The 20966-nt window shown below is 36.5% G+C and carries 20 protein-coding genes; 18 read left to right on the top strand and 2 right to left on the bottom strand.

The features are described from left to right. Nucleotides 1-4: 4 nt before the first annotated feature. From U735_RS0103350 to U735_RS0103365, 4 genes are all read left to right on the top strand, one after another. Nucleotides 5-385 (top strand): response regulator, encoded by a 381-nt coding sequence (locus tag U735_RS0103350; RefSeq protein ID WP_031442471.1) that lies wholly within the window; start codon nucleotides 5-7, stop codon nucleotides 383-385. 679 nt (nucleotides 386-1064) lie between these two features. Then, nucleotides 1065-1463: a response regulator gene (locus U735_RS0103355; RefSeq protein WP_031442472.1), complete on the top strand. Its 399-nt coding sequence runs from the start codon at nucleotides 1065-1067 to the stop codon at nucleotides 1461-1463. A gap of 529 nt (nucleotides 1464-1992) precedes the next feature. Then, a complete protein-coding gene (locus U735_RS24870) occupies nucleotides 1993-3183 on the top strand; it encodes a sensor histidine kinase (RefSeq protein ID WP_051891853.1) in 1191 nt (396 codons plus the stop codon). Further along, on the top strand, nucleotides 3176-3544 hold the full coding sequence (locus U735_RS0103365) for a response regulator (RefSeq protein ID WP_031442474.1): 369 nt from the start codon (nucleotides 3176-3178) through the stop codon (nucleotides 3542-3544). Before U735_RS24870 ends, U735_RS0103365 begins: the two co-directional genes overlap by 8 nt. Nucleotides 3545-3780: 236 nt before the next feature. Here U735_RS0103365 and U735_RS25450 read toward each other — a convergent pair whose 3' ends face one another. Continuing rightward, nucleotides 3781-3927, bottom strand: coding sequence for a hypothetical protein (locus tag U735_RS25450; RefSeq protein WP_157364995.1), 147 nt, complete (start codon nucleotides 3925-3927; stop codon nucleotides 3781-3783). A 519-nt stretch (nucleotides 3928-4446) separates the two neighbouring features. On the opposite strand from U735_RS25450, the gene U735_RS0103370 reads away from it, so the two are divergent. From U735_RS0103370 to U735_RS25905, 5 genes are all read left to right on the top strand, one after another. Next, nucleotides 4447-5727 (top strand): serine hydrolase domain-containing protein, encoded by a 1281-nt coding sequence (locus U735_RS0103370; RefSeq protein WP_031442475.1) that lies wholly within the window; start codon nucleotides 4447-4449, stop codon nucleotides 5725-5727. A 1214-nt stretch (nucleotides 5728-6941) separates the two neighbouring features. Beyond that, a complete protein-coding gene (locus tag U735_RS0103380; protein WP_031442477.1) occupies nucleotides 6942-7295 on the top strand; it encodes a DsrE/DsrF/TusD sulfur relay family protein in 354 nt (117 codons plus the stop codon). 61 nt (nucleotides 7296-7356) lie between these two features. Beyond that, on the top strand, nucleotides 7357-8868 hold the full coding sequence (locus U735_RS0103385) for an MFS transporter (protein WP_103103987.1): 1512 nt from the start codon (nucleotides 7357-7359) through the stop codon (nucleotides 8866-8868). A 774-nt stretch (nucleotides 8869-9642) separates the two neighbouring features. Further along, on the top strand, nucleotides 9643-9942 hold the full coding sequence (locus tag U735_RS0103395; protein ID WP_031442479.1) for a nucleotidyltransferase family protein: 300 nt from the start codon (nucleotides 9643-9645) through the stop codon (nucleotides 9940-9942). Between the two features lie 234 nt (nucleotides 9943-10176). Continuing rightward, nucleotides 10177-10278 carry a HepT-like ribonuclease domain-containing protein gene (locus U735_RS25905; RefSeq protein ID WP_316933009.1) on the top strand — a complete coding sequence of 34 codons (102 nt, stop codon included), beginning with the start codon at nucleotides 10177-10179 and terminating at the stop codon, nucleotides 10276-10278. Nucleotides 10279-10588: 310 nt separating this feature from the next. Here the strand turns inward: U735_RS25905 and U735_RS0103400 are convergent, their stop codons facing one another. Next, nucleotides 10589-11044: an excisionase family DNA-binding protein gene (locus U735_RS0103400; protein WP_031442480.1), complete on the bottom strand. Its 456-nt coding sequence runs from the start codon at nucleotides 11042-11044 to the stop codon at nucleotides 10589-10591. 290 nt (nucleotides 11045-11334) lie between these two features. On the opposite strand from U735_RS0103400, the gene U735_RS0103405 reads away from it, so the two are divergent. The 9 genes from U735_RS0103405 to U735_RS25685 all read left to right on the top strand — a co-directional run bounded on the left by U735_RS0103405 (nucleotide 11335) and on the right by U735_RS25685 (nucleotide 20912). Then, nucleotides 11335-12357: a helix-turn-helix domain-containing protein gene (locus U735_RS0103405; protein WP_031442481.1), complete on the top strand. Its 1023-nt coding sequence runs from the start codon at nucleotides 11335-11337 to the stop codon at nucleotides 12355-12357. Nucleotides 12358-12493: 136 nt separating this feature from the next. After that, nucleotides 12494-13582, top strand: coding sequence for a flavin-containing monooxygenase (locus U735_RS0103410; protein ID WP_051891854.1), 1089 nt, complete (start codon nucleotides 12494-12496; stop codon nucleotides 13580-13582). Nucleotides 13583-14480: 898 nt separating this feature from the next. Further along, the gene (locus tag U735_RS0103415; protein WP_031442483.1) at nucleotides 14481-14963 is read left to right on the top strand and encodes a DUF2975 domain-containing protein; all 483 of its coding nucleotides are present in this window, start codon (nucleotides 14481-14483) and stop codon (nucleotides 14961-14963) included. 3 nt (nucleotides 14964-14966) lie between these two features. Continuing rightward, nucleotides 14967-15194, top strand: coding sequence for a helix-turn-helix domain-containing protein (locus tag U735_RS0103420; protein ID WP_031442484.1), 228 nt, complete (start codon nucleotides 14967-14969; stop codon nucleotides 15192-15194). Nucleotides 15195-15343: 149 nt separating this feature from the next. Further along, nucleotides 15344-16639, top strand: a complete 1296-nt coding sequence (locus U735_RS0103425; protein WP_084681067.1) for a TlpA family protein disulfide reductase — start codon at nucleotides 15344-15346, stop codon at nucleotides 16637-16639. A 453-nt stretch (nucleotides 16640-17092) separates the two neighbouring features. Then, a complete protein-coding gene (locus U735_RS24385) occupies nucleotides 17093-17728 on the top strand; it encodes a class I SAM-dependent methyltransferase (protein ID WP_051891855.1) in 636 nt (211 codons plus the stop codon). Nucleotides 17729-17740: 12 nt separating this feature from the next. Beyond that, the gene (locus tag U735_RS0103435) at nucleotides 17741-18637 is read left to right on the top strand and encodes a bile acid:sodium symporter family protein (RefSeq protein ID WP_157364996.1); all 897 of its coding nucleotides are present in this window, start codon (nucleotides 17741-17743) and stop codon (nucleotides 18635-18637) included. Between the two features lie 326 nt (nucleotides 18638-18963). Further along, complete coding sequence (locus tag U735_RS0103440; RefSeq protein ID WP_031442488.1) at nucleotides 18964-19413, top strand: hypothetical protein; 450 nt, start codon at nucleotides 18964-18966, stop codon at nucleotides 19411-19413. A gap of 605 nt (nucleotides 19414-20018) precedes the next feature. Continuing rightward, nucleotides 20019-20912, top strand: coding sequence for a hypothetical protein (locus U735_RS25685; protein WP_051891856.1), 894 nt, complete (start codon nucleotides 20019-20021; stop codon nucleotides 20910-20912). The last annotated feature ends 54 nt before the right edge of the window (nucleotides 20913-20966 follow it).

The raw sequence follows: 20966 nt of genomic DNA on the forward strand, positions 1-20966 counted from the left end.
GGAGATGAAGAAATTGGTAATACTAGTCGATGACGACCCTGTATTCAAGTATATTTCAGCAAAAATGATTGAAAAGGTTAGGCCTGGTTTCAGAATAAAATCTTTTTCGCAAGGGAAAGTGGCCTTGAACTTTCTTCGAGAAAATTATACTGATGAATACTACTATTATATTCTTTTAGATATCAACATGCCCGTTATGGACGGTTGGAAATTCCTGGAAGCTATTGAGGATATAGATTTTATTAAAACTGAGAATGTTTCTATCCATATAGTTTCTTCCTCCGTGGACGACAGTGATATTGAAAAGTCTAAAAAATATGACCTTGTCCAAGGCTTTCTCCACAAACCACTTTCTGCTGACAGAATAAAATCCATCATTATCTAACCTAGTGGCTTATGCTGTGTTGTGATTTTTATTGGTAGTGATGTAGAACCGTGTAATACTGTCTTTCATTGTTTAAACCTGTACATCTGGAATTTGATACCTAACCTCATTTATTCATATAAAGTAAAAGATTGGTGTTCTCTATTGACTATATTTAGCCCTAAGGATGCGAATTAAGTCTAGAAAAGTTAAACTAATATGATTGTTAAAGTATCTCCATCTTTTGATGGTATTTCTTGTAGATTTTAACAAGGTTGCCATGTTCCATAGTCTACTATGTAATACCTTTTTACTCCCTGTTTCATAGATGATATGGCATACCGCGAGTTGGTCTTTATGTATAAAGAGTATTGTGAAATGTATATAAAAGTAGAAATATTGGGTTTGGATTTCCAAAGGATATTCTTGATAATCTAAGGGGACACCTGCTTGGTACAAAATAGAATTAGTAAGTGTTTTTGGTCCAGTATATCGTTCTGGGTCAATAAGTTATGAAAATTCACCAGAATAAACAAAACACTTCAGATTTCGTGGCAGCTTTAGCTATTTGATTATAGGTAATATATATCTAAAATTTATAGGATAAATCTTACAAATAATTAAATCGGAATACAATAAATCACCGCCACAAGAGTTAAACAATTAAGCTCAATTCTACTAGTAACTTATCCCCATGTCTATGGATTCAAAAAATATTCTGCTAATAGAAAACTGTGACCTTGACGCCATATTGATAAAGGAATCATTAATGCAGAATGGTGCATTGTATAATATAAATTTGCTGAAGAAACGTAAAGAGATTGTAGCACATCTTGAGGATATACTAACACCAAAAGGTAGTGATGTACCAGATTTGATCATTGCCAATGAGGAACTCATTATGCATAATGGTGTAAATATATTAGCACAAATTGGTGGACTTGCCAATTATTACATCCCTGTTATAATTCTTTCCTCTAATGGGCCAGCTGTACGTCCCTTATATAATAAAAACACATGCTGTGTAATTAGTAAACCACTTGAAGTTAGTGAGTTTTTGAATATAATCAAGGAAATCAAATTTAATTGGTTGTTATAACTGGTTAGTTGGCAATTAAGTAAAGGAATCCCAATATTGACAATATTTATGAAAACAAGGTTTCATGAAGACTATTGATCTGATGGGGAACCTCTTTTTAAGTTATACAGCAAGATTATGATTGATAAGCAAAAATGAAAATTTTAAAGCTGAAAAATACCATTAATTTTATCTTGTATCTTTTCGAACTCCTTAAGAAAGCACCATCCATTCTTGTTGGTTAAAACTAGGTCTCATAGTTTGTCGGAAATTCCTATGTGCTTTTCCCTACAATTTCTTAGACTGTTCAAGTTCGATCGGCATTATAAAACTTATTAGGTCAATCGTTTAGAAATCAACTTTATTATTTTCAGTAAAAAATTGGGTCCGAAAATATTTTTTCCTAAACTACTTATGGCATAAAGACATTTTCTTATATTAGATATAGATACCTGCTTATATGGTCGGCCAAAAAAAGGCTCCTCATATTTTGAATTTTTAAATACAAACAAGTTGATTACTATAAGTTCATAACAGAGGTTTAAGGGATATGAAGAATGAAAATAATAAAGATGGCTATTCGGACTTATCAAATCCATGGAGAGATTTTCAGCAGATTGATGTTGGTGGTGATATATACGAACAAATATTCAAGTACTCCATTTTCCCAACAATAGTCCATGACATGGCAATGAACATCATCAAGGTCAATGATAGTGCCCTACAAGAATTTGGCTTTTCCAGAAGCGAATTGTTGAAGAAAAGCATATTTGATTTACATACCGAAGATGAGATTGAGCATTCCTCCGATGTTTTAGAAAGTATGAAATATAGTACATGGCTGAGCACCGAGACTAAGTTTAGACGAAAGGACGGATCGATTTTTTCGGCTCAGGTTACCCCATGTAAGTATATTTTAGGAGATACACCGATAATTCATGTCCATATTGAAAACATTACTGAGCGAAAAAGAGCAGAAGCTAAGATGCAGGAACTGAATACAGCCTTAGAAGTTGAAATGGCTAGGGTGGAATTCCATTCTAAAAAACTTGAAATTAAGACGAAAGAACTTGAGGAGTTTGCCTATGTGGCCGCTCACGATCTCAAAGCACCCATTACCAACCTAAATGTTCTTTCAGAAATGATAAATGCCGACAGACTTTCAAGCCAAGCGGATATTCAATTATTCTCTAAATTAAAAAATAATATTGACCAGATCTATAAAACAATTTTCACACTTAATGAGGTAATTAATTTTAAAACTACACTTAAGGACAAGAAGGAGTATTTGGTATTCGAGAATGTATTCAACGAAGTTGCGCAAAGCATAACCGAACAGCTCAATTCCACGAATACCATCTTAAGTGTTGACTTTTCGGAATGTACTGAAATCGAATATCCACCCTTACATTTAAAAAGTGTCCTTCAAAACTTACTAACTAATGCGGTAAAATACAAAAGTCCGAATAAGTTGTTGAAAATAGAAGTAAAAACTTGTATTGTGAATGGAAGTGTTTGTCTCACAATGAAGGACAACGGACTTGGCTTTGATGTGGAAAAGTACGGAAGAAAAGTCTTTGGCCTGTTCAAGCGCTTGCATACACACGTTGAGGGAAAGGGTGTTGGAATGTATATTGTTAAATCCATAGTAGTTGCACATGGAGGAAGCATTGAGGTTAAAAGTAAGCCTAATAAAGGAACTTTGTTTACCGTTTATTTAAACAATAGAAAAGATGAATAATGTATTACTCGTAGAAGATGATGAAACAACAAACTTCATTTCTAGAATAATTCTAAAAAGTGCAGGTTTCCAGAATGTGGAAGAGGTGCTGAACGGAATGGAGGCCTGCAAACACTTGGAAAAGGAATGTCCGGACATTATTTTTCTGGATATAAATATGCCCGTTATGGATGGGTGGGAATTCTTGGAGGAAAAGAAGGTGAAAGCTCCTTGCAAGAACACGAAGATTGCAATCCTTACATCATCTATACATCCTAATGACCTGAAAAGGGCAGGAAAATATCCCTGTGTTATCGCTTATTTTGAAAAGCCACTGACTGAAGTAAAGTTGGAAGAACTAAAAAAGAAATTAGCGACTTAAGACCTATTCTAAATCTGCGATATAAGTAAATGTTGAAGTGCTAATTGCTTGTGGAACGGTATGTGAAATATGAGTATATAATTAACCGGCTGGAAATATCTCTATTCTAAGTCAAATCAACTAATTTTCTTGACAAGATTCATTCACGATTTCTTTGGTACAATGACCAAAGAGCAAATCGGGGATCAAGAACAATTGTTGTGGTTATGCAAATATTCTTATGGAAAAAAAATACCTTAATAAAGGCACTGCCTTTTGCCTTCGTTTTCCGCAAGGGATCCCAGAGCGTATTTTACCGTCCATGAAAGGTAAAAAGTGCCTTGAAACGGAGCTATTTTAGCGCGCCAAAAAGGGGTAGATCCAGCCTGTTTCCTTATTTTCATATGTAGATATTTATTGCCTGCCTGTTCGGTAGACAGGTTTTTTAGCGGTCATACCTGCCCGACTACATCGTTCAGGCGGGTGTAATTCGCATATCTTCATTTGAGTTTGAGACCAAATTATGGTCATGCTCATTTCATATACGACCTATATACGGCTCATCTATGGCTTATCCATGGCTTATCCCCGGACAACCCCTATTCCGTTGAGTTTTAATTTTTTTCCATAGCCCGGCCATTAAAAAAAATAATTCGAAAAAGTATCCATAAATAAAACCTGAACAGTTTCTAGTATTAGATTTAATCCGTCATTAGGCATTCTTAAATGCCGCTTCTGTTCTGATACCTTGCTTATATTAACCAAAAATTACTAAATTGGTAAAGAACAAAAAGAATCAAAATCAAATAACAAGGATAGCGTAAAACTGACACCGAATGGTACAACGGTGGATTAAATTGAGCTGGGCCATTGGCATACTTGATTTAGTACTATAATGTCGTGGTTAATTATAATTTAATTAAATGAAACCTACAATAGTGACTCTTGTGAATATACTTTTCTTTTATTTTTCTCTTGCACAGGAGTTTAAAGGTTACACTTTGGATGAAATACAAGCCATTCATGTCGAATTTGATATCCATCAACAATCGAATAAAGGTGGGGATTTCACTCGATATATCAATTCACATATGTCTGAATTTTGGCCCCATCAGATCCTTAGCCGATCTGGCCCTATCCGGCAATTGGGCTATCATTTGAGGGAGGATGTCGAAAAATTCGTTACTGAGACCAAAGAAGGATCTATCCCACTAGAGGAGTATATAAAAAGTCCTTTGGTAGATGGCATGATAATTTTGCATAAGGGCAAAATCGTGTTTGAAGAATATCCTAACATGAAGGATTACTACAAGCATCACAGTTACTCGGTTACCAAACCATATGTTTCAACTCTTATTGGTTTGCTGGAGATGGAAGGTAAGATAGAAGTTCATAAAACAGTATCGGAATATTTAACAGAACTTAAAGGCACTGACTGGGGAGAAGTTCCCATTATTGATGTTCTGGACATGACTTCAGGAATGGGGATTGACGATAATCTTTTTGCACAAATATTCTTTAACGAGAATGGCTGGATCGGTAATGACAATTCTAAAGGTGGACCGTCGGACCAACTTGCTCCTGCCAAAAAGACGGGGCCTTCTGGGCAGATTTATGAATACTTCTCGCTAAATACTGAAGTTTTGGGATGGATCATCGAGCGAATTACAAATAGAACAGCTATTCAGCTGATGGAAGAATGTATATGGCAAAAAATGGGTGCAGAATCCGATGCACTGATGTTTTTACCGAATGCGAATGACAGGATGTATATGGGAGGTTTAAGTGCCATTTTACGAGATCATGCCCGTTTTGGACTGTTATTCACTCCATCGGGTAGAATTGCTCCCTATAATTTTATACCAGATGCTTACATTAAGAAAATACAACAGGGTGGCCGACCTGAAATTATAAAAAAATCAGGCCCAATTAATCTATTTATTTATGATGATCCAATTACTGCTGAACATTTAGTAGATGGCGAGCCTCCAAGACATTCTACTTACCAATGGGATATAGTTATGAGTGATGGTGATTTTTTCAAGGAAGGGGGAGGTGGACAAGGGCTATACATCTCGCCCAGTCGTGACTTGGTCATCGCGTATTTTGGAACCCGTAACTTTGATAGTGATGGTAACCTATTGATAAACAATTTGCATCAGATATCCAGGCAACTTGCAAAATCTGGATTATTTGATAAATAACCAACCATGATTACTAAGTATCCCATCCGCCAATAGGCCGGGGCCGAATATTTTATTGACGGATCCGTTTTCTTTCTGAGGTGAAAGTGTAAGCTTCCAGTTTTAGTTTCTGTGCCCAAAGTTTTTTCTAAATTGAGTATTTCATTTCGTTTTTGCCACAACAAAACTAGAAACATCTCAAATTGCGGTTTCCGGTAATTTACTTTTCAAGGATTTTTTTATGGACAAATTATAGGGCGATCCGGTAAAGGTCAGAAGCAGAAATAATAGGTCAGGTGTATACTAAGGACACAAAAACCTTCACCTGAATATCCATATATGATTTAATCCTCTAATGTTGGCAAACATTTGAAATTACTTTAAATTATCTGTGCAATACGTTAGAATGGACTCTAAAGATTCTCTGGCTATTATTAAATCTCTCGGGACAATTTGATACTTTTTATATCTAGAATTATGGCAAAGGTCATAATGGTCATTATAACTATTCCAAATTTCAATGGTAGTGCTTTGTATTACGAATTTCTTCATTTTGTCATGAGGAGTGCCTTGACAAAATCTTGAAAAAACCTGATTATACTCATTAAATGAATTAATTTTTTTTTCTCCGTTATCCTCTTTTCCTGAGTGTTGTTTTAAATGGGTCAAGACACTTGGAATATACAGTAAATTTAAACCTAAAAGGAAGAAGTGGAATTCGGTAGTTTATTCAATAATCAAGGGAAATTCGCATTGTGACTATCTTGTGAAGTTTTGGAGTTCAATATAACTGACTTTATCGGCCTTTAAAACGATTTGGTGGAACTCAAAAATACGGGAGTAAAATTGCCCACTCAATAAAAAACATGAACGCACACAATAACTTAGTATTCGGCCAGCCGATAGGCCAGGGCCGAGTATCTCGTTATTGGACCCGTCCAACTTTTATAGGCAAAGCCTCCTTGGGATTTATTTTGGCCGGCTACCTTTTTTAATTTACCGCGCTTAAGGTAAACAAGAAAAAAAAATCCCCCTGCACTGCACAAAGCAAAAATTCCTAACTTGGGATAAAATATAACGGATTTAATCCCCATAGCATAGTAAGCATAAAACTGACACCCTATTGTTCTACGGCGACCAAAATAAACTTCGCCCGTGGTTTATATGATTTGATCCTATAATGTTAGGTGCCTGCTAAAAAAAAAAGACATAACACTACATAAAAACATTCTGAAATGAAAATATTAATAATTATAAATGACGCACCGTATGGAGCTGAAAAGGCGTTCAACGCTTTAAGAATTGCCAATCAACTGAACAAGGACTTTCCTGAAACTGAAGTAGTAATCTTCCTATTAGCAGATGGAGTGAATTGCGCTATTCCGAACCAAAACACTTCAAACGGCTACTATAACATTGAGCGAATGCTCAAACTCTCAACCAGAAAAGGAACACGACTTTTACTTTGCGGAAGTTGTTTGGAAGCTCGCGGTTTAAAGAATATTGAACTTGTTGAGAAAGCTGAAATCAGTACAATGGCAGAATTGACAAAGGAAATAACTGCAAGTGATAAAGTTCTGACTTTTTAAAGTAACGAAGGTTACTGACTTTAAGATGTTATAAAACCAACTTTGCAAAAAAAAAAAACAGATGGCAGAAAATATCAAACTCGGATTAAAAGAAAATTGGAAGCAGTTTACGCTTTTGGTTATCGTTAACGCTTTCGTTGGCGGAATGATTGGAATGGAACGTTCTATCTTTCCGCAATTTGCCGAATTAGAATTTGGTGTAGCTTCTAAAACTGCCATACTTTCATTCATTACTGCATTTGGCATTACTAAAGCCTTGGCCAACTATTACACAGGAAGACTCGCTAACAAATTTGGACGTAGAAATTTATTGCTATTCGGTTGGCTCATTGCTATTCCAATTCCGTTTATGCTCATCTATGCACCTAGTTGGAGTTTCGTAATTTTTGCCAATGTACTTTTAGGCATAAGTCAAGGCTTGACTTGGAGCAGTACGGTAGTGATGAAAATTGACCTTGTTGGCGAAAAAGACCGTGGTTTTGCAATGGGCTTAAACGAGTTCGCGGGATATTTTGCAGTTGGAATTGTTGCATTTCTTACAGGATATATTGCCGACACGTATGGCATTACACCCTATCCATTTTACATTGGAATTTTCATTTCTATCGTTGGTTTTATTTTGACCTCCTTGTGGGTGAAAGATACCAGAGTATTTGTTCATAAAGAAAGTGCGACAGACAAAACAGCTCCACTTGATAATGTTTTTTTAGAAACCACTTTTAAAAACAAGACATTGAGTTCCGTTACACAGGCAGGGCTTGTCAATAACTTAAATGACGGAATGATTTGGGGCTTACTTCCAATTGTCCTTTTGTCCCTGAATTACAACAACGAAAATATCGGGATCATAACGGCTATTTACCCAACAGTTTGGGGAATCGGACAGCTATTTACTGGAAAAATGTCCGACCACTACTCAAAAAAAGTAATGCTCTTTTGGGGAATGCTTTTGCAAGGTTTAGCCATATTACTAATTCCGTTTAGTAGTGATTTTTATGTTTTGGCTTCCATTTCTGCAATTTTAGGATTAGGAACAGCATTGGTCTATCCTACATTCCTTTCCGCAATTGCCCAAGCAACAAGTCCAAGACAACGTGCAGAAAGCATAGGAACTTTCAGACTTTGGAGAGATTTGGGTTATGCTTTCGGAGCAGTAATTTCAGGAATAACAGCTGACTTGTTCGGAGTAGAATATGCCATATTCTTAATAGGTGGACTGACTATTATTTCTTCATTAATAATTAAGTTCCGTATGCCAGAACAAATAAAAAATAACAAAGAATGTATTGAAGTTAACGAAGTAAAACAGGCGCTTCAAGCGAACAAAAAAATTCAAATCATTGACGTAAGAAGCAAGGAAGAGTACGAGCAAGGACACATTCCAAATGCCTTGAACATTTCACTTCAAGATTTGAAAGACAGCATTTCAATATTTGACAAAAAAAATCAGTTTGTAACAGCTTGTGGTAAAGGTGGTGGTCGTTCAGCAGAAGGAGCAAAACTTTTAAAAGAATATGGACTCAATGCAATTTGGCTGTGTGGTGGAACGAATAAATGGCTGAATATCAATTAGTAAAGGAAGGTTGGCTAGGCAGACTCGTGCCTTTCCTTAATTTGGCTGGCCAACTAGCCACTAGGCATTTTTCCTTGGTAGGCCTAATGCCCCGATGGTCCAAAAGTGGATGGTTAACGATTGAAGATTGAAAGCCATCAGCGATTCCCGCAAATAGCTATTAAAGGAGTAGATTTTTTTCTCTAGTTATATTGTTTGGCAATCCAGTGAAGGTGAAAATTATCAAAAATAGGTCAGGTAAAGAACATAACAACCTTTACTTTGTTACAAAAAAGTCTAAAATAACCCCTTGTTAGGTTATAATCAGTGATATGTGCACGCATAATTTATTAGAAACATACAGCCAATTTTTGCCATATTTATGAGGGTTAAGTGTCAATCATTAGATCGTTCCAGACTTAACGTATCCCATTGCTTGCAAATAACGGTTGTGAATTTGTATGGTACTGCCCGTTCCCCCAAAAAAAAACTAAGAGAGCCAAACTTGATGACCATATTACCAAACCCTGGCTCCAAATTCGCCCTACCATTTGGCCCACTAATTTTTAAGATATTCCTTAAGTCAGTGGTAGGTATTCCGCGTTAATCTTTATATATCTCACTGAAAACTAGAAAAAATTCCCCAACACAAAACAAAAACTCTTAAATTGGTGCTAAATAAAAAGGAGCCAATTTCAATAGCATGGTAAGCGCAGAAGGTAAACCTGAACAAAAATAGTCCCTCCAGATAAACTCTCGGAAAAACCGTAAATTTGTTATTTATATGATTTATTTATGAAAATATCAGAAAAAAATATAGAACGGATCAAACAGCTTTGCGAACAATATAAAGTTAAGAACTTTTCAGTTTTTGGCTCGGTATTGACTGACAATTTTTCTTCAGAATCCGATATTGACTTTGTTGTTGACTTTGAAGAAAATGATCCGTTGGAATATACAGACTTGTATTTTCAATTAAAGGATAAATTGGAACATTTATTAAAAAGACAGATAGACCTGATAGAAGAACGTGGAATAAAGAACTCATTTTTTAGAAAGGAAATAGACGAGTCAAAAGTTGTTCTTTATGGATAATAAAATAAATGCTTGGCTTGAGGATATCTTAAGGTCAATAGATGAGATTTTCGACTTTTTGTCTGAAATATAAGATTTTCTAGAATTTTAAAAAGACTTAAAAACCAAAAAAGCGGTCGAGCGAAATATTGAAATTATCGGAGAAGCGGAGAATCGGTTAACAGGATAACAAATTACAAGAACACAAAAATTGAAATACAAAACGCAAGACAAATTATCGGGACAAGAAACAGAATTGCACACGAATATGACAACATTTCTGATGAAGTTATTTGGACAATAATCGTGAGAGAACTACCAAAACTAAAGGAGGAAATAATAAAAATCAAAAAATAAAGTAATTGCCACAATAACTAGGCCTTAGTGCTACTACTACTACTACTACTACCACCTGTTTTGAAAAATCTGCAGAAGCCCAACATGAAGGCCGTGCTAATTGTACTTGGTATGGTTATTACTTTTTACGGCAATTACTGAAATTCCTGATTATTTAGTTGGTTTTGTGCCAATATAAGAAACCAAATCATCAAAAATATGCTCACTCCATTTAGGATTATATAAATCATAATTCGCAAACTAAAAAAGTAGATCTCTTATCTCGATTGGATAAATAACATTTGTATCCAAGATGAAAATAAAAAGCACACTATGTATCATACAATCCGATTTCTTCGTCAGATTGCATAATATCAATAATATGCTTTTTCTGAGCTTCCTTTATTTTCCTTTTGTACTGCATTACATCTTCAAACTTTACTCTTCGGTGTTTTTCAACCTTTGTGAAATCTATTTTGCCTTCTTCCAAAAGCTTAACAAAATGAGGTCTGGAACAACCCAAAATTTCAGCTGCCTTTTGAGTTGTAACTTCTGTAGGCATTGGTACCAAAGAAAATGGTTTTCCTTTACTCATTGCTTCCAAAATCTCTACTAAAAGTTTCAATGCGCTTAATGGAATTTTAATTCTCTCCTGGGTCTCATCTATCTCAATTTCTGGATTTTTTGACTTTAAGTCCTTAATCACAGTAGAAAGAGCATCATATAATTGAATATCAACCTTTTGCTCCTCTTTTGAGGCCTTATTAACGTTATTGTATGTTTCCATTTTGGTCTAACAGTTTTGTACTTTATAATATTAAACGAAACAAACGAAACAAGCTTACAATTAAAATTTCAAAATTTGCACAATAACTAAGTCTTAACGTGGTCAGTACAACCTGTCCCCAAGATCCTGAGGGAGCAAAAAACGAAGACTGGTCTCCCAATAAACAAAAATTCTTAACTTAGGGCCAAATAAAACAGATTAACCTCCCCTAACATTGTAAGTTTAGATACGATACCGCATAGTGCAAAGGCAGGGCACGTCAGATTGCGTCCTTGGTTTGAAATAAGTCCATGGATGCAGATTTGAACATCACATCGGGCAGCGTAAAATCTTTCGGGTTTTGCTTTAACGATGGAAAAAATAAAACAAAGAGATTTTTGCTAACCGCTGGACCGTACAGTAGTTGTGTGCAGTTCCGCACTGCAAATGGCGAAAGTCTAAAAAAGGATTGGGCAATGAATAACATTCAAGACTTTATTGAGCATAGTAACATGTTCAGGGTATTTAAAGTGGACGAATTACTATTTGCAGAATTTAAATGTCCAGTTGAAGCATCAAGTGACATCGTATGGTCCAATAACAATTTTTTTGCTTTCATTTTGACAGGACGAACTTTGGTAAAAACACCACACAACCAATATCCAATATGGGCAGGAGATTGTATTTTTGTGAAGAAAGGCAGTATTCTAATAGAAAGTGAGTACCAAGAAGATTTTTGTGAGTTGATGGTTTTTGTTCCAGATGACTTTATCAGGTCTGTTATGATAAAGTATAAGTTTCCATTGGAATCTGATTCGATAGAATCATGCGATGCTGTATATCCCTTTGGCCCGGACCAAATTTTACAAACATATTTCCATTCTTTACTGGCCTATTTCTATCAGCCAAAACCACCTGCAAACTCGTTGTTAAAGTTGAAGTTTGAAGAACTTATTGTTAGCATACTATCAACTAGTAAGCATCTACCTCTTAAACGTTACTTTAAGGAAATAGCCCAATCAACAAGACCATCAATAAAACAAATAATGGAAGACAATTTCGTCTATAACCTTTCCATTTCTGAATACGCCAGGCTGTGCGCTAGAAGCCTTTCTTCCTTCAAAAGTGAGTTCACAAAGACACACAATACCTCACCGGGCAAATGGTTGCTGAGCAAACGACTTGAGCACAGTAAGTATTTAATAGATACCACAGATCAAACACTTGATATGGTTTGCATGAACAGTGGATTCGAAAACAAATCCCACTTCACTAGGACTTTTAAGGCAAAATATGGCATACCTCCGGGACAGTACAAATCACATAAAAACTAATTATTAATTCCTTCTTCAGCTTTTCAGTAAAGTTATTTGACCTTTCAGAAAACATCCACATGGTTACTTTATTTAGCTTTGAGTTATTAAAATCAATATTCGAATTGTTGCGTTTTAACAACTTAAATTGTTTGGTATGGAAACTAATATAAACGTCAAAAAGAACCTAGATGTGGAAACCATAATTATTGGCGGCGGACAGGCCGGACTATCCGTTGGATATGGATTGGCAAAAGCTGGAAGGTCATTTATGATTTTAGATGCCAACAAAAGAATAGGTGATGCTTGGCGCAATCGTTGGGATTCACTAAAACTTTTTACACCGGTATACCTAAATGGCTTGGACGGCATGCCATTTCCTGGAAAACGGCATATATTCATTACGAAAGATGAAATGGCAGATTACCTTGAGAAGTATTCGGAAAAGTTCAAACTGCCCGTTATAACAAATACTAGAGTTGATAGGCTATATGAAAATGAACAAGGTTTTGAAGTAGAAGCCGGTAACCAAACTTTTAAAGCTAAAAAAGTTGTTATTGCCATGTCCAACTATCAAAAACCAAAAGTTCCAGAATTTGTAAAATATATTAATCCCGAGATCACACAATTGCATTCCAAAGATTATCGAAACCCTTCCCAACTTAGGGACGGGAGTGTTTTAATCGTTGGCGCCGGTAATTCCGGGGCTGATATTGCTCTTGAACTGGCCAATGAACGTCAAACATATCTTTCAGGAAGGGATGTGGGCCATGTCCCATTTCGAATCGAATCAGTAATCGCTCGATATTTGCTTATTCGCTTAGTACGCTTTGTTGGTCATCATATCTTAACAATTCGAACAGGTATTGGTCGCAAAATAAGACCGAGGGTGTTAATCACTGGAGGGCCACTTGTACGTGTAAAATCTTGTGATTTGATCGCGGCTGGTGTGGAGCGTGTTCCCCGCGTCATTGGCGCAAAACAGGGCTTGCCCTTACTTGATGATAACCGCACACTTAAGGTCCAAAATATTATATGGTCAACAGGGTTCACCCCTGGTTTTTCTTGGATCGATTTGCCCATTTTTGAAAGTACTCAAGAACCTGAGCATGTAAGGGGAGTAGTTATTAAGAAACCAGGCCTATTTTTTGTTGGTCTGAATTTCCTTTATTCAATGACATCAGATACAATTACAGGAACAAGGAGAGATGCTAAATACATAGTACGACAGATACTTAACTCCTAACAGTCACCAAATCGATAAAATGGACCATGTCATAGTAACTTGATTTTTCGATATTTTTATAGGATATTAAAGAAATAATAAAAATTTCGCCAATCTAGCGGGTAAATCCGCCCCTAAGTAGCAACGCATTGCACCTCTCACACCATCTCACATACGGGGTAAAGCAGCAAAATAGGTCAGCTATAGAACACAACAACCTTTACTTTGTTACAAAAAAGTCTAAAATCACCCCTTATTATGATACAAACGGTGATAAGTGCACCCTGGATTTATTAAGAACATAGGTTCATTTTTAACTATATTTATTGGGGTTAAGCTTCAGCTATTAGATCGGTCCAAACAGAACTTCTATCCCATTGCTTACAAAGACCGGTTGTGAATTTGCTATGCCCTGTCTGATTCCAATAGCCTGCGGGAGCTAAACATGAAGACTGTATTTTCGATCTTAGCCGGTTTTTCATTGGCCAGGAAGTATCCCACTTGCCTAATTTTTCCGCCGTTTTTAGACTACCACATAACTTAAAAATCTCAAATTACGGTTTTCCGTAAACAACTTCTCAAAGAATTGTTTTTCTTTAAGGCATGTAATTTGGCAAGCAAGTGAAACTGGACTCAACAAAATTGGGTTAGGGGCAGTAGAGCCATAAACCATTAAATTAATAATCAGCCAATCTAAATAGATTTACTAAATTAGTTCAAGAAGAGGAATATAAGCACTAGCTGCTATATACGTACGTTAGCGGGCATTGTAAAACGACACCACCAGCCAGACAATTTAGATTCTGAATTTTCAATTTAGCCTAATCATAAAATATTTATCATTTATCGATATATATTGATTGAATTTCAATAAATATTTGTATATTATGCTGGCATAAACATCAAATTCATAATGGGTATGAATAAATTTTCAACAGTATTTCTCCGAATCGTAATTGTCATTGTGGGACTTGTCGTTCTATCTTTCTGTGTATTTGCCTTTCCCCACATCGGCGAGGGTTTTACAGCGGATTTTCCGCAGGAATCGAAGTCAGGTTATTGGGTGATGGCATCGCTTTATGCCGCTACGATACCATTTTTCCTTGCATTGTATTTTGGCATAAAACTCCTCTCATACATTGACCTGAACAAAGCATTTTCTGAGGATTCGGTTCGTATACTGCAAAAAATAGTGTATTGTGCCGTGGCTATGAGCATCGCACTTATGGTATATATGCCGGCTGCCTTCCATTTTGCGGAGATAGACGATGCACCAGGGGTGATAGTTTTTGCTTTTGCATTCGCCTGTGTGCCTTTGGTGGTAGCGGTTTTTGCCGCTGTTCTCAAAAAGCTGTTGCAAAATGCAATTGATTTTAAAAACGAAAACGATTTAACAGTTTAAGCTATGGCAATTGTAGTAAATTTAGACGTTGTAATGGCTGAACGAAAAATGTCACTTAATGAACTTTCTGACAAAGTTGGATTGACTTTATCCAATCTTTCCATATTAAAAACTGGAAAAGCAAAAGCAATACGGTTTAGCACTTTGGATACAATTTGTAAAGTGTTAGAATGCCAACCTGGTGACATTTTAGAGTACGTTAATGACGAACAAAAAACAACGACCCGCTAACATTGTAAATAAGCAATAGCGGGTGTAGTGGAAAATCAAAGGTTGGTGCATTTAATAAACTTTGGTAGTGGCGCACAAGGAATCTCCTTGAAATCCGCTACTGCTCTTATACTTGACCGATATGCCCGATAATTCTGAAATTCATCATTATGAAAATGAAAATAATCTTCTTCTTGATTTTCCTAACAACATTATCATGTAAAAAAGAAAAATCACCCCGATCAATAACTGTCGACCTGGAAATAAATCAGGTTGACAATCCATTTTCAAAATCTTTAAACGCTTTAAGATTTCTTGATTCAATACCCAAAGAATTCAATGGAATTATAAACAAAGACAGTTCTTTTGTGATGTATTTAAACACGATAAATCCTCGGGATTTACAATCAAAAGTAAAAGAGAAAAAGTTAAAACAAGAAACAATTGATTCAGTAGACACCAAAATTTATGCCCTAAGTGGTTTCAATAAAGGAATGCAGTATTTCATCCTTGATTTGAATGGCAACAAAGATTTTAGTGATGATGAAATTGTAGAATTTCAAAAAAATGTTTCCGAAAATGAAAATTACCGTGATTCCTTTGAAATAAAATCAATTGAAGTTACTAAACTGTCCGGAGACAAATTTCACAGAGGTTTGACGTATCTTCAATTTCTCCCTGCACCAAAGTATTTTACTTATAAAAAAGAAACAGCGACTGAAAAATTTAAGCACAGTCTGCAACTCGCAGCCCTTAAACATGATTTTTTGTACGGGACATTTAATATGGAAAACGAAAATTATGGTGTTGGTGTTAATAAGGGATGGAAGAGTTACGAATTTATCTTTAAAAAATCGGACACATCATTTTATACGCAAAATCATCAAATGTTTGCAAAATACCTTTTAAAAGACACATTAAGACTAAACAACAAATATTATGTAATCGATAGTTTATCCACTTTTCCTCCAAAGTTAACATTAAATGAGGTTAATATTAAGGGGGTTAAATACGGGTTCAGAACAAACGAGATTTCAAAAAATTATCAGATAACTGATTTAAATGGTGAGACTACAACTTTAAAAAGTTTAGCCAAGGAAAAAGGCCTAATACTTCTGGATTTTTGGGGCACATGGTGTGCACCTTGTAAAGAACTTACCCCCGAATTGGTCAAGTTACACCAAAAATATGGGGACAAACTAGAGTTCGTAAGTTTGGCTTTTGAGTTGGACACTAAACCTGTACTAGAATACGCTACAAAGAACCATATGAATTGGTATAATGGAATTATTAAAGGAAAGCCTAAATCGGGAGATATGTCTTCACCAATAATTGGTGGTTTGAGAATAGAATGCTATCCTACTTTCATTGTTTTGGACCCTGACTTAAACATTTTATTTCGGACTTGTGGCGGTGGAGGTAATTATTCTGATTTAAAGGCATTTATAAGTTTAAAACTGGAATAAAAATTACTGTGGCTAATAACTAAGTCTTCGTGTGGTCGGTACAGCCTGTCCCGCTTAAACAGCGGGAGCCAAACATGAAGACCGTGTTGACTGAACCGGGTCATGTTTTTCCTTACAATGGAGATTGCTAAGTTTACTCCATCATAATCTGCCAAGCATTTTGGTCTTATTGTGCACTTTTTAATTTTTATGTGTCATAATTTTATTCACGTTTTACGGTTTCCCGGAACTTACTTTTTAGCCATTTTTCTTTAAGAGTTGAAATTATGCAAGCCAATGAAGCTGGACCCAACAAAAACAGGGTATTGTTTGTGACGGCAAGCAGGCCTTTAATTAACACCAGGCGAACAAAATTTTTTATTAAATTAGATGTACAATTGTATATGATAACTTATTACTATATACAATTGTTATGCGGCGGTTTATTGAAACGAAAGCTAAACAAATACTACAATGAATTTATTGAAAACAATCGGCAAACAGATGCAATACCCAAAAGGTCTTTTTGGCAAGATCTTATTTGCGTGGATGACACCAAAGACCATTGCACATGCTCGGTGGACCGCCGACCTTCTAGAGATTCAGACGGAAGACAAGATTATTGAAATCGGTTTCGGGGATGGCTCGAATATTAAATTACTATTGCAAAAAGCAATCAGAGGTTTTGTCACAGGAGTGGAAATATCGAAGACCGCAATAGAAATGGCATCGAAGAAAAACGCCGAAGCCATTTCTGATGGTAGGGTTAAATTACATTTGGCTCAAGGCAATGCACTTCCTTTTGAAAATAATACATTTGACAAGGCATGTAGTGTAGCCACTGCATATGTGATTGAAGATCCAGGAGCGGTTTTTAAAGAAATGTTCCGTGTTCTCAAACCCAATGGACGAGCAGCCATTACCTTTCCTGTGCGGGAAAATTTTATGCGCTTTAAACCCGTGGCAACAGACGGTTTTTATCTCCATGAGCTTGCAGATCTCGAAGCAGAATTTCAGAGTGCGGGATTTGTCAATTGCCGAACTGAACGTAATGACAGCGTAAAATTTGGAGCTCATTGTATGCTTGGAGAGAAACCTACTATCCCTTAAAAAAAACTTCTCGTGGACGACATTAATCAAATACCATTCAATTTCGATCCTCGAATCGGTATGATTGTCGGTGTCATGGTTGGGTTTTTGGTCTTTGCAGTATCCTTGGACTTGACATGGGAGAAACTGCTGAGAGTGCTTAAAAGACCAAAAGCCCCCACAATAGGACTTGTTGCTCAATTTGGAATCCTGCCCGCTATTGCCTTTCTGACCGGTCTTTACCTGACCGATTCACCAAGTATTGCACTTGGACTTTTGCTGGTCACTTGTTGTCCTGGAGGAGCTTTGTCTAACTATCTCACCGGTGTTGCACACGGAGATGTGGCAACTTCTATAAGTATGACCACGATCTCTACACTTTTCAGTATCGTACTTACACCGCTTTTAGTTGCTTTTTGGGCATCGATGAACCCTTCTACACATGCGGTATTTCAGAATATCAGCATGGATCCACAGCGCGTGATATTAACATTGCTAATCATGTTGGTTATCCCCGTCACTGCGGGTATGATTTTACGTGCAAAGCGTCCCATCACTGCCAATCTTATCCGTGGTACAGTTCGGCTTATTGCAGGGATTATCTTTGCCGTGATCGTTGCTGTGCTCATAGGGAGCAACTTCAAGTCCCTTGCTCTTCTAGCTCCAACTGCACTATTTCCGGTTCTTTGCACTTTCGTGATAGCAGTTGGCCTAGGATGGGGAATAGGAAGGCTGGCGGGGCTTATGGCAGCTGAACGTAGAGCAGTAGCCATTGAGGTTGCATTTCAAAATGTTGCCTTAGCCATTGGGCTTGGGATCGCATTTTTCCCCTCTCTTGGGGGTATCGTGGCCGTGTCGATATTATGGGGCATTGTTCATTTGACATTGGGATTTGGCCTGGCTATAGTATGGAATCGTATTAATCTTTAATAAAGGCTGGTCTAAAACAATGAAGACCGACCGCATAAGCTAGTAAATTTTCGTTGGCAAAAAAGCTCTCAGAGCAAGTCGCATGTGATTTTCCCGCAACTTCCTTTATAAGTATTTGTTTTTCTTTAGTTCCACAAAAAAATAAGCAAACCCATGCCAGCTAGACCCCACAAAATAGGGCAGGAGGTAGCAGAGCTATAAACCATCTAATTAATAACTAGACCAACTAAAAAAATTTATTAAATTGGACCTATAATAGGAATATAAACACTAGTTACTATATTCTATTGTTAGGTTTCATACAATAAAACTAAAATTCAAGAACTATGAAATTATTCATCGCTACCCTTTCGCTACTCATATTCTTTTGGAATATCAATGTTCAATCCCCTGATAACGAAAATAATAGGATAAACCAACATTCAAATACGGCATTGGAAAATTACTGGAACAACGATTTCAATGGTTTATGGTTAAATGAAGACGACAAAACAAGATCGATTACCAAATGCAAAATTTCGTATAAGAACAACAGCTACGTTGTGCAAATGTGGGGCGACTGTCACCCAGAGGATTGCGATTGGGGCGAAAATGTTGCGAATGATATAGAAAAAGGAACGGATAAGTTTGAACTTCTTTGGGATCAGGAATTTGCTGAAAGTCTTGTGACTTACCAAATAATTGACGGTAAACTCACAGTCACAAATAAAAGACGTTTTAAAGATAATTCTGGCAGGGCGGATTATGAGCTTGTTGAATATTTTAAAAAACAATAAGTACGAAACCTAACAAAGGTAACCGTTGCGCAAGCCCGGAATTATTAAAACAACGACCTGGATAACCGCTTTTTAAGGTGGTTTTGTTTTTTAAGCACCCGAACAGATCATTGTTTATGCAGGGCATAGAAACCATCTTTGTGGCTTATGTTGTCCGGTTTTTATAAAAACCGCCAAGGCGGCCTTGCCTACCCCAATTTGTAAGCCTACAGTTCGCTATTCTTTCTTCGTTGTCTTGGTGGATTCTACGGGTTAAAGTGCCATGCATTTCGGACCAATTGTGCTACTATGGACAATAGAAACTAGAAACATCTCCAATTACGGTTTCCCATAACCAACTTCCCAAAGAATTATTTTTCTTTAGTTCCATAAAATCAAGCAAACGAACTATAGCCAGATCCCAAAAAAATAGGGTAGGAGGCAGCAGTGCCTTAAACCATTAAATTAATAACTAGGCCAACGAAAAAGATTTATTAAATTAGGTGATTATTTGACATCAATTATAGACACTACTTAGGAGTTATTAAATGCTTTGGAATAAAGGAAATAAATTTACCGAAATCCCGTACGAAAGGGAATCGGAATTGGAAGATGCGGTTAATTAAGTGAAGGATGCTCTTTTTGGTCCTCAGCGTATCTATCTGGACGACAAGAAAAGGATTGGTAAAAAAGGCAGGACCAATAATTTACCGGATGGCTATTTAATAGATCTCACCAATAGTCAAGATCCTAAAATATTTGTAGTAGAGAACGACTTGGCCAGCCATCAACACCTGAAGCATATTGCAGTACAGATTCTAGAGTTTTCCCTTTCCTTTGAAACCAGCAAGGTAAAAGTAAAAAACATCATCAAGGAGATGTTGCAGAAAAGAAAACCAGAATGGAACAAATGTGAGGAATTTGCCAAGAAGTTTGGTTATGAAAATGTGGATTATCTCCTTGAAACCATTATTCACAAAAAGGACTCCTTTAATGCCCTGCTTATTATAGATGAACTAGGCGAAGAATTGGAGACCGTTTTGATCAGCAGGTTTAAATTCCCGGTAGAGGTAACCACCATAAAACGCTTTAAGAACAAAAAAGGAGAAATCTTATATGACTTCCAACCCTTTTTAAATGAGGTGACTGAAGACACCGAAAAAGTGGATATCTCAGAGATAGACACCATTGTAGTGCCAGCCAGAGAGGATGGATTTAAGGAAACCTTCATAGATGAAAACTGTTGGCATGCCATACGCTTGAATTCATCCATGATTCCCAAAATAAAATATATAGCGGCCTACCAGGTAGCACCAATTTCGGCCATAACCCATATTGCAGAGGTTAAGTCCATTGAGCAATGGAAAGACACCAACAAATACATTCTTTATTTTACGGAAACCGCGGAAAAAATTAAAAAGGTCCCTTTGGGCCATAATAAGGGAAAGGCCCCACAAAGTCCAAGATATTCCTCTAGAAATAAGATATTAGATGCAACTACTTTGGACAGTGTGTTTTAGGGTTGTTAGAAAGTGAACTTCAATTTTGTTCCCACTTTTATATACCGAATACAT

The sequence above is a fragment of the Arenibacter algicola genome, from assembly GCF_000733925.1.
GTDB classification, from domain to species: Bacteria; Bacteroidota; Bacteroidia; order Flavobacteriales; family Flavobacteriaceae; genus Arenibacter; species Arenibacter algicola.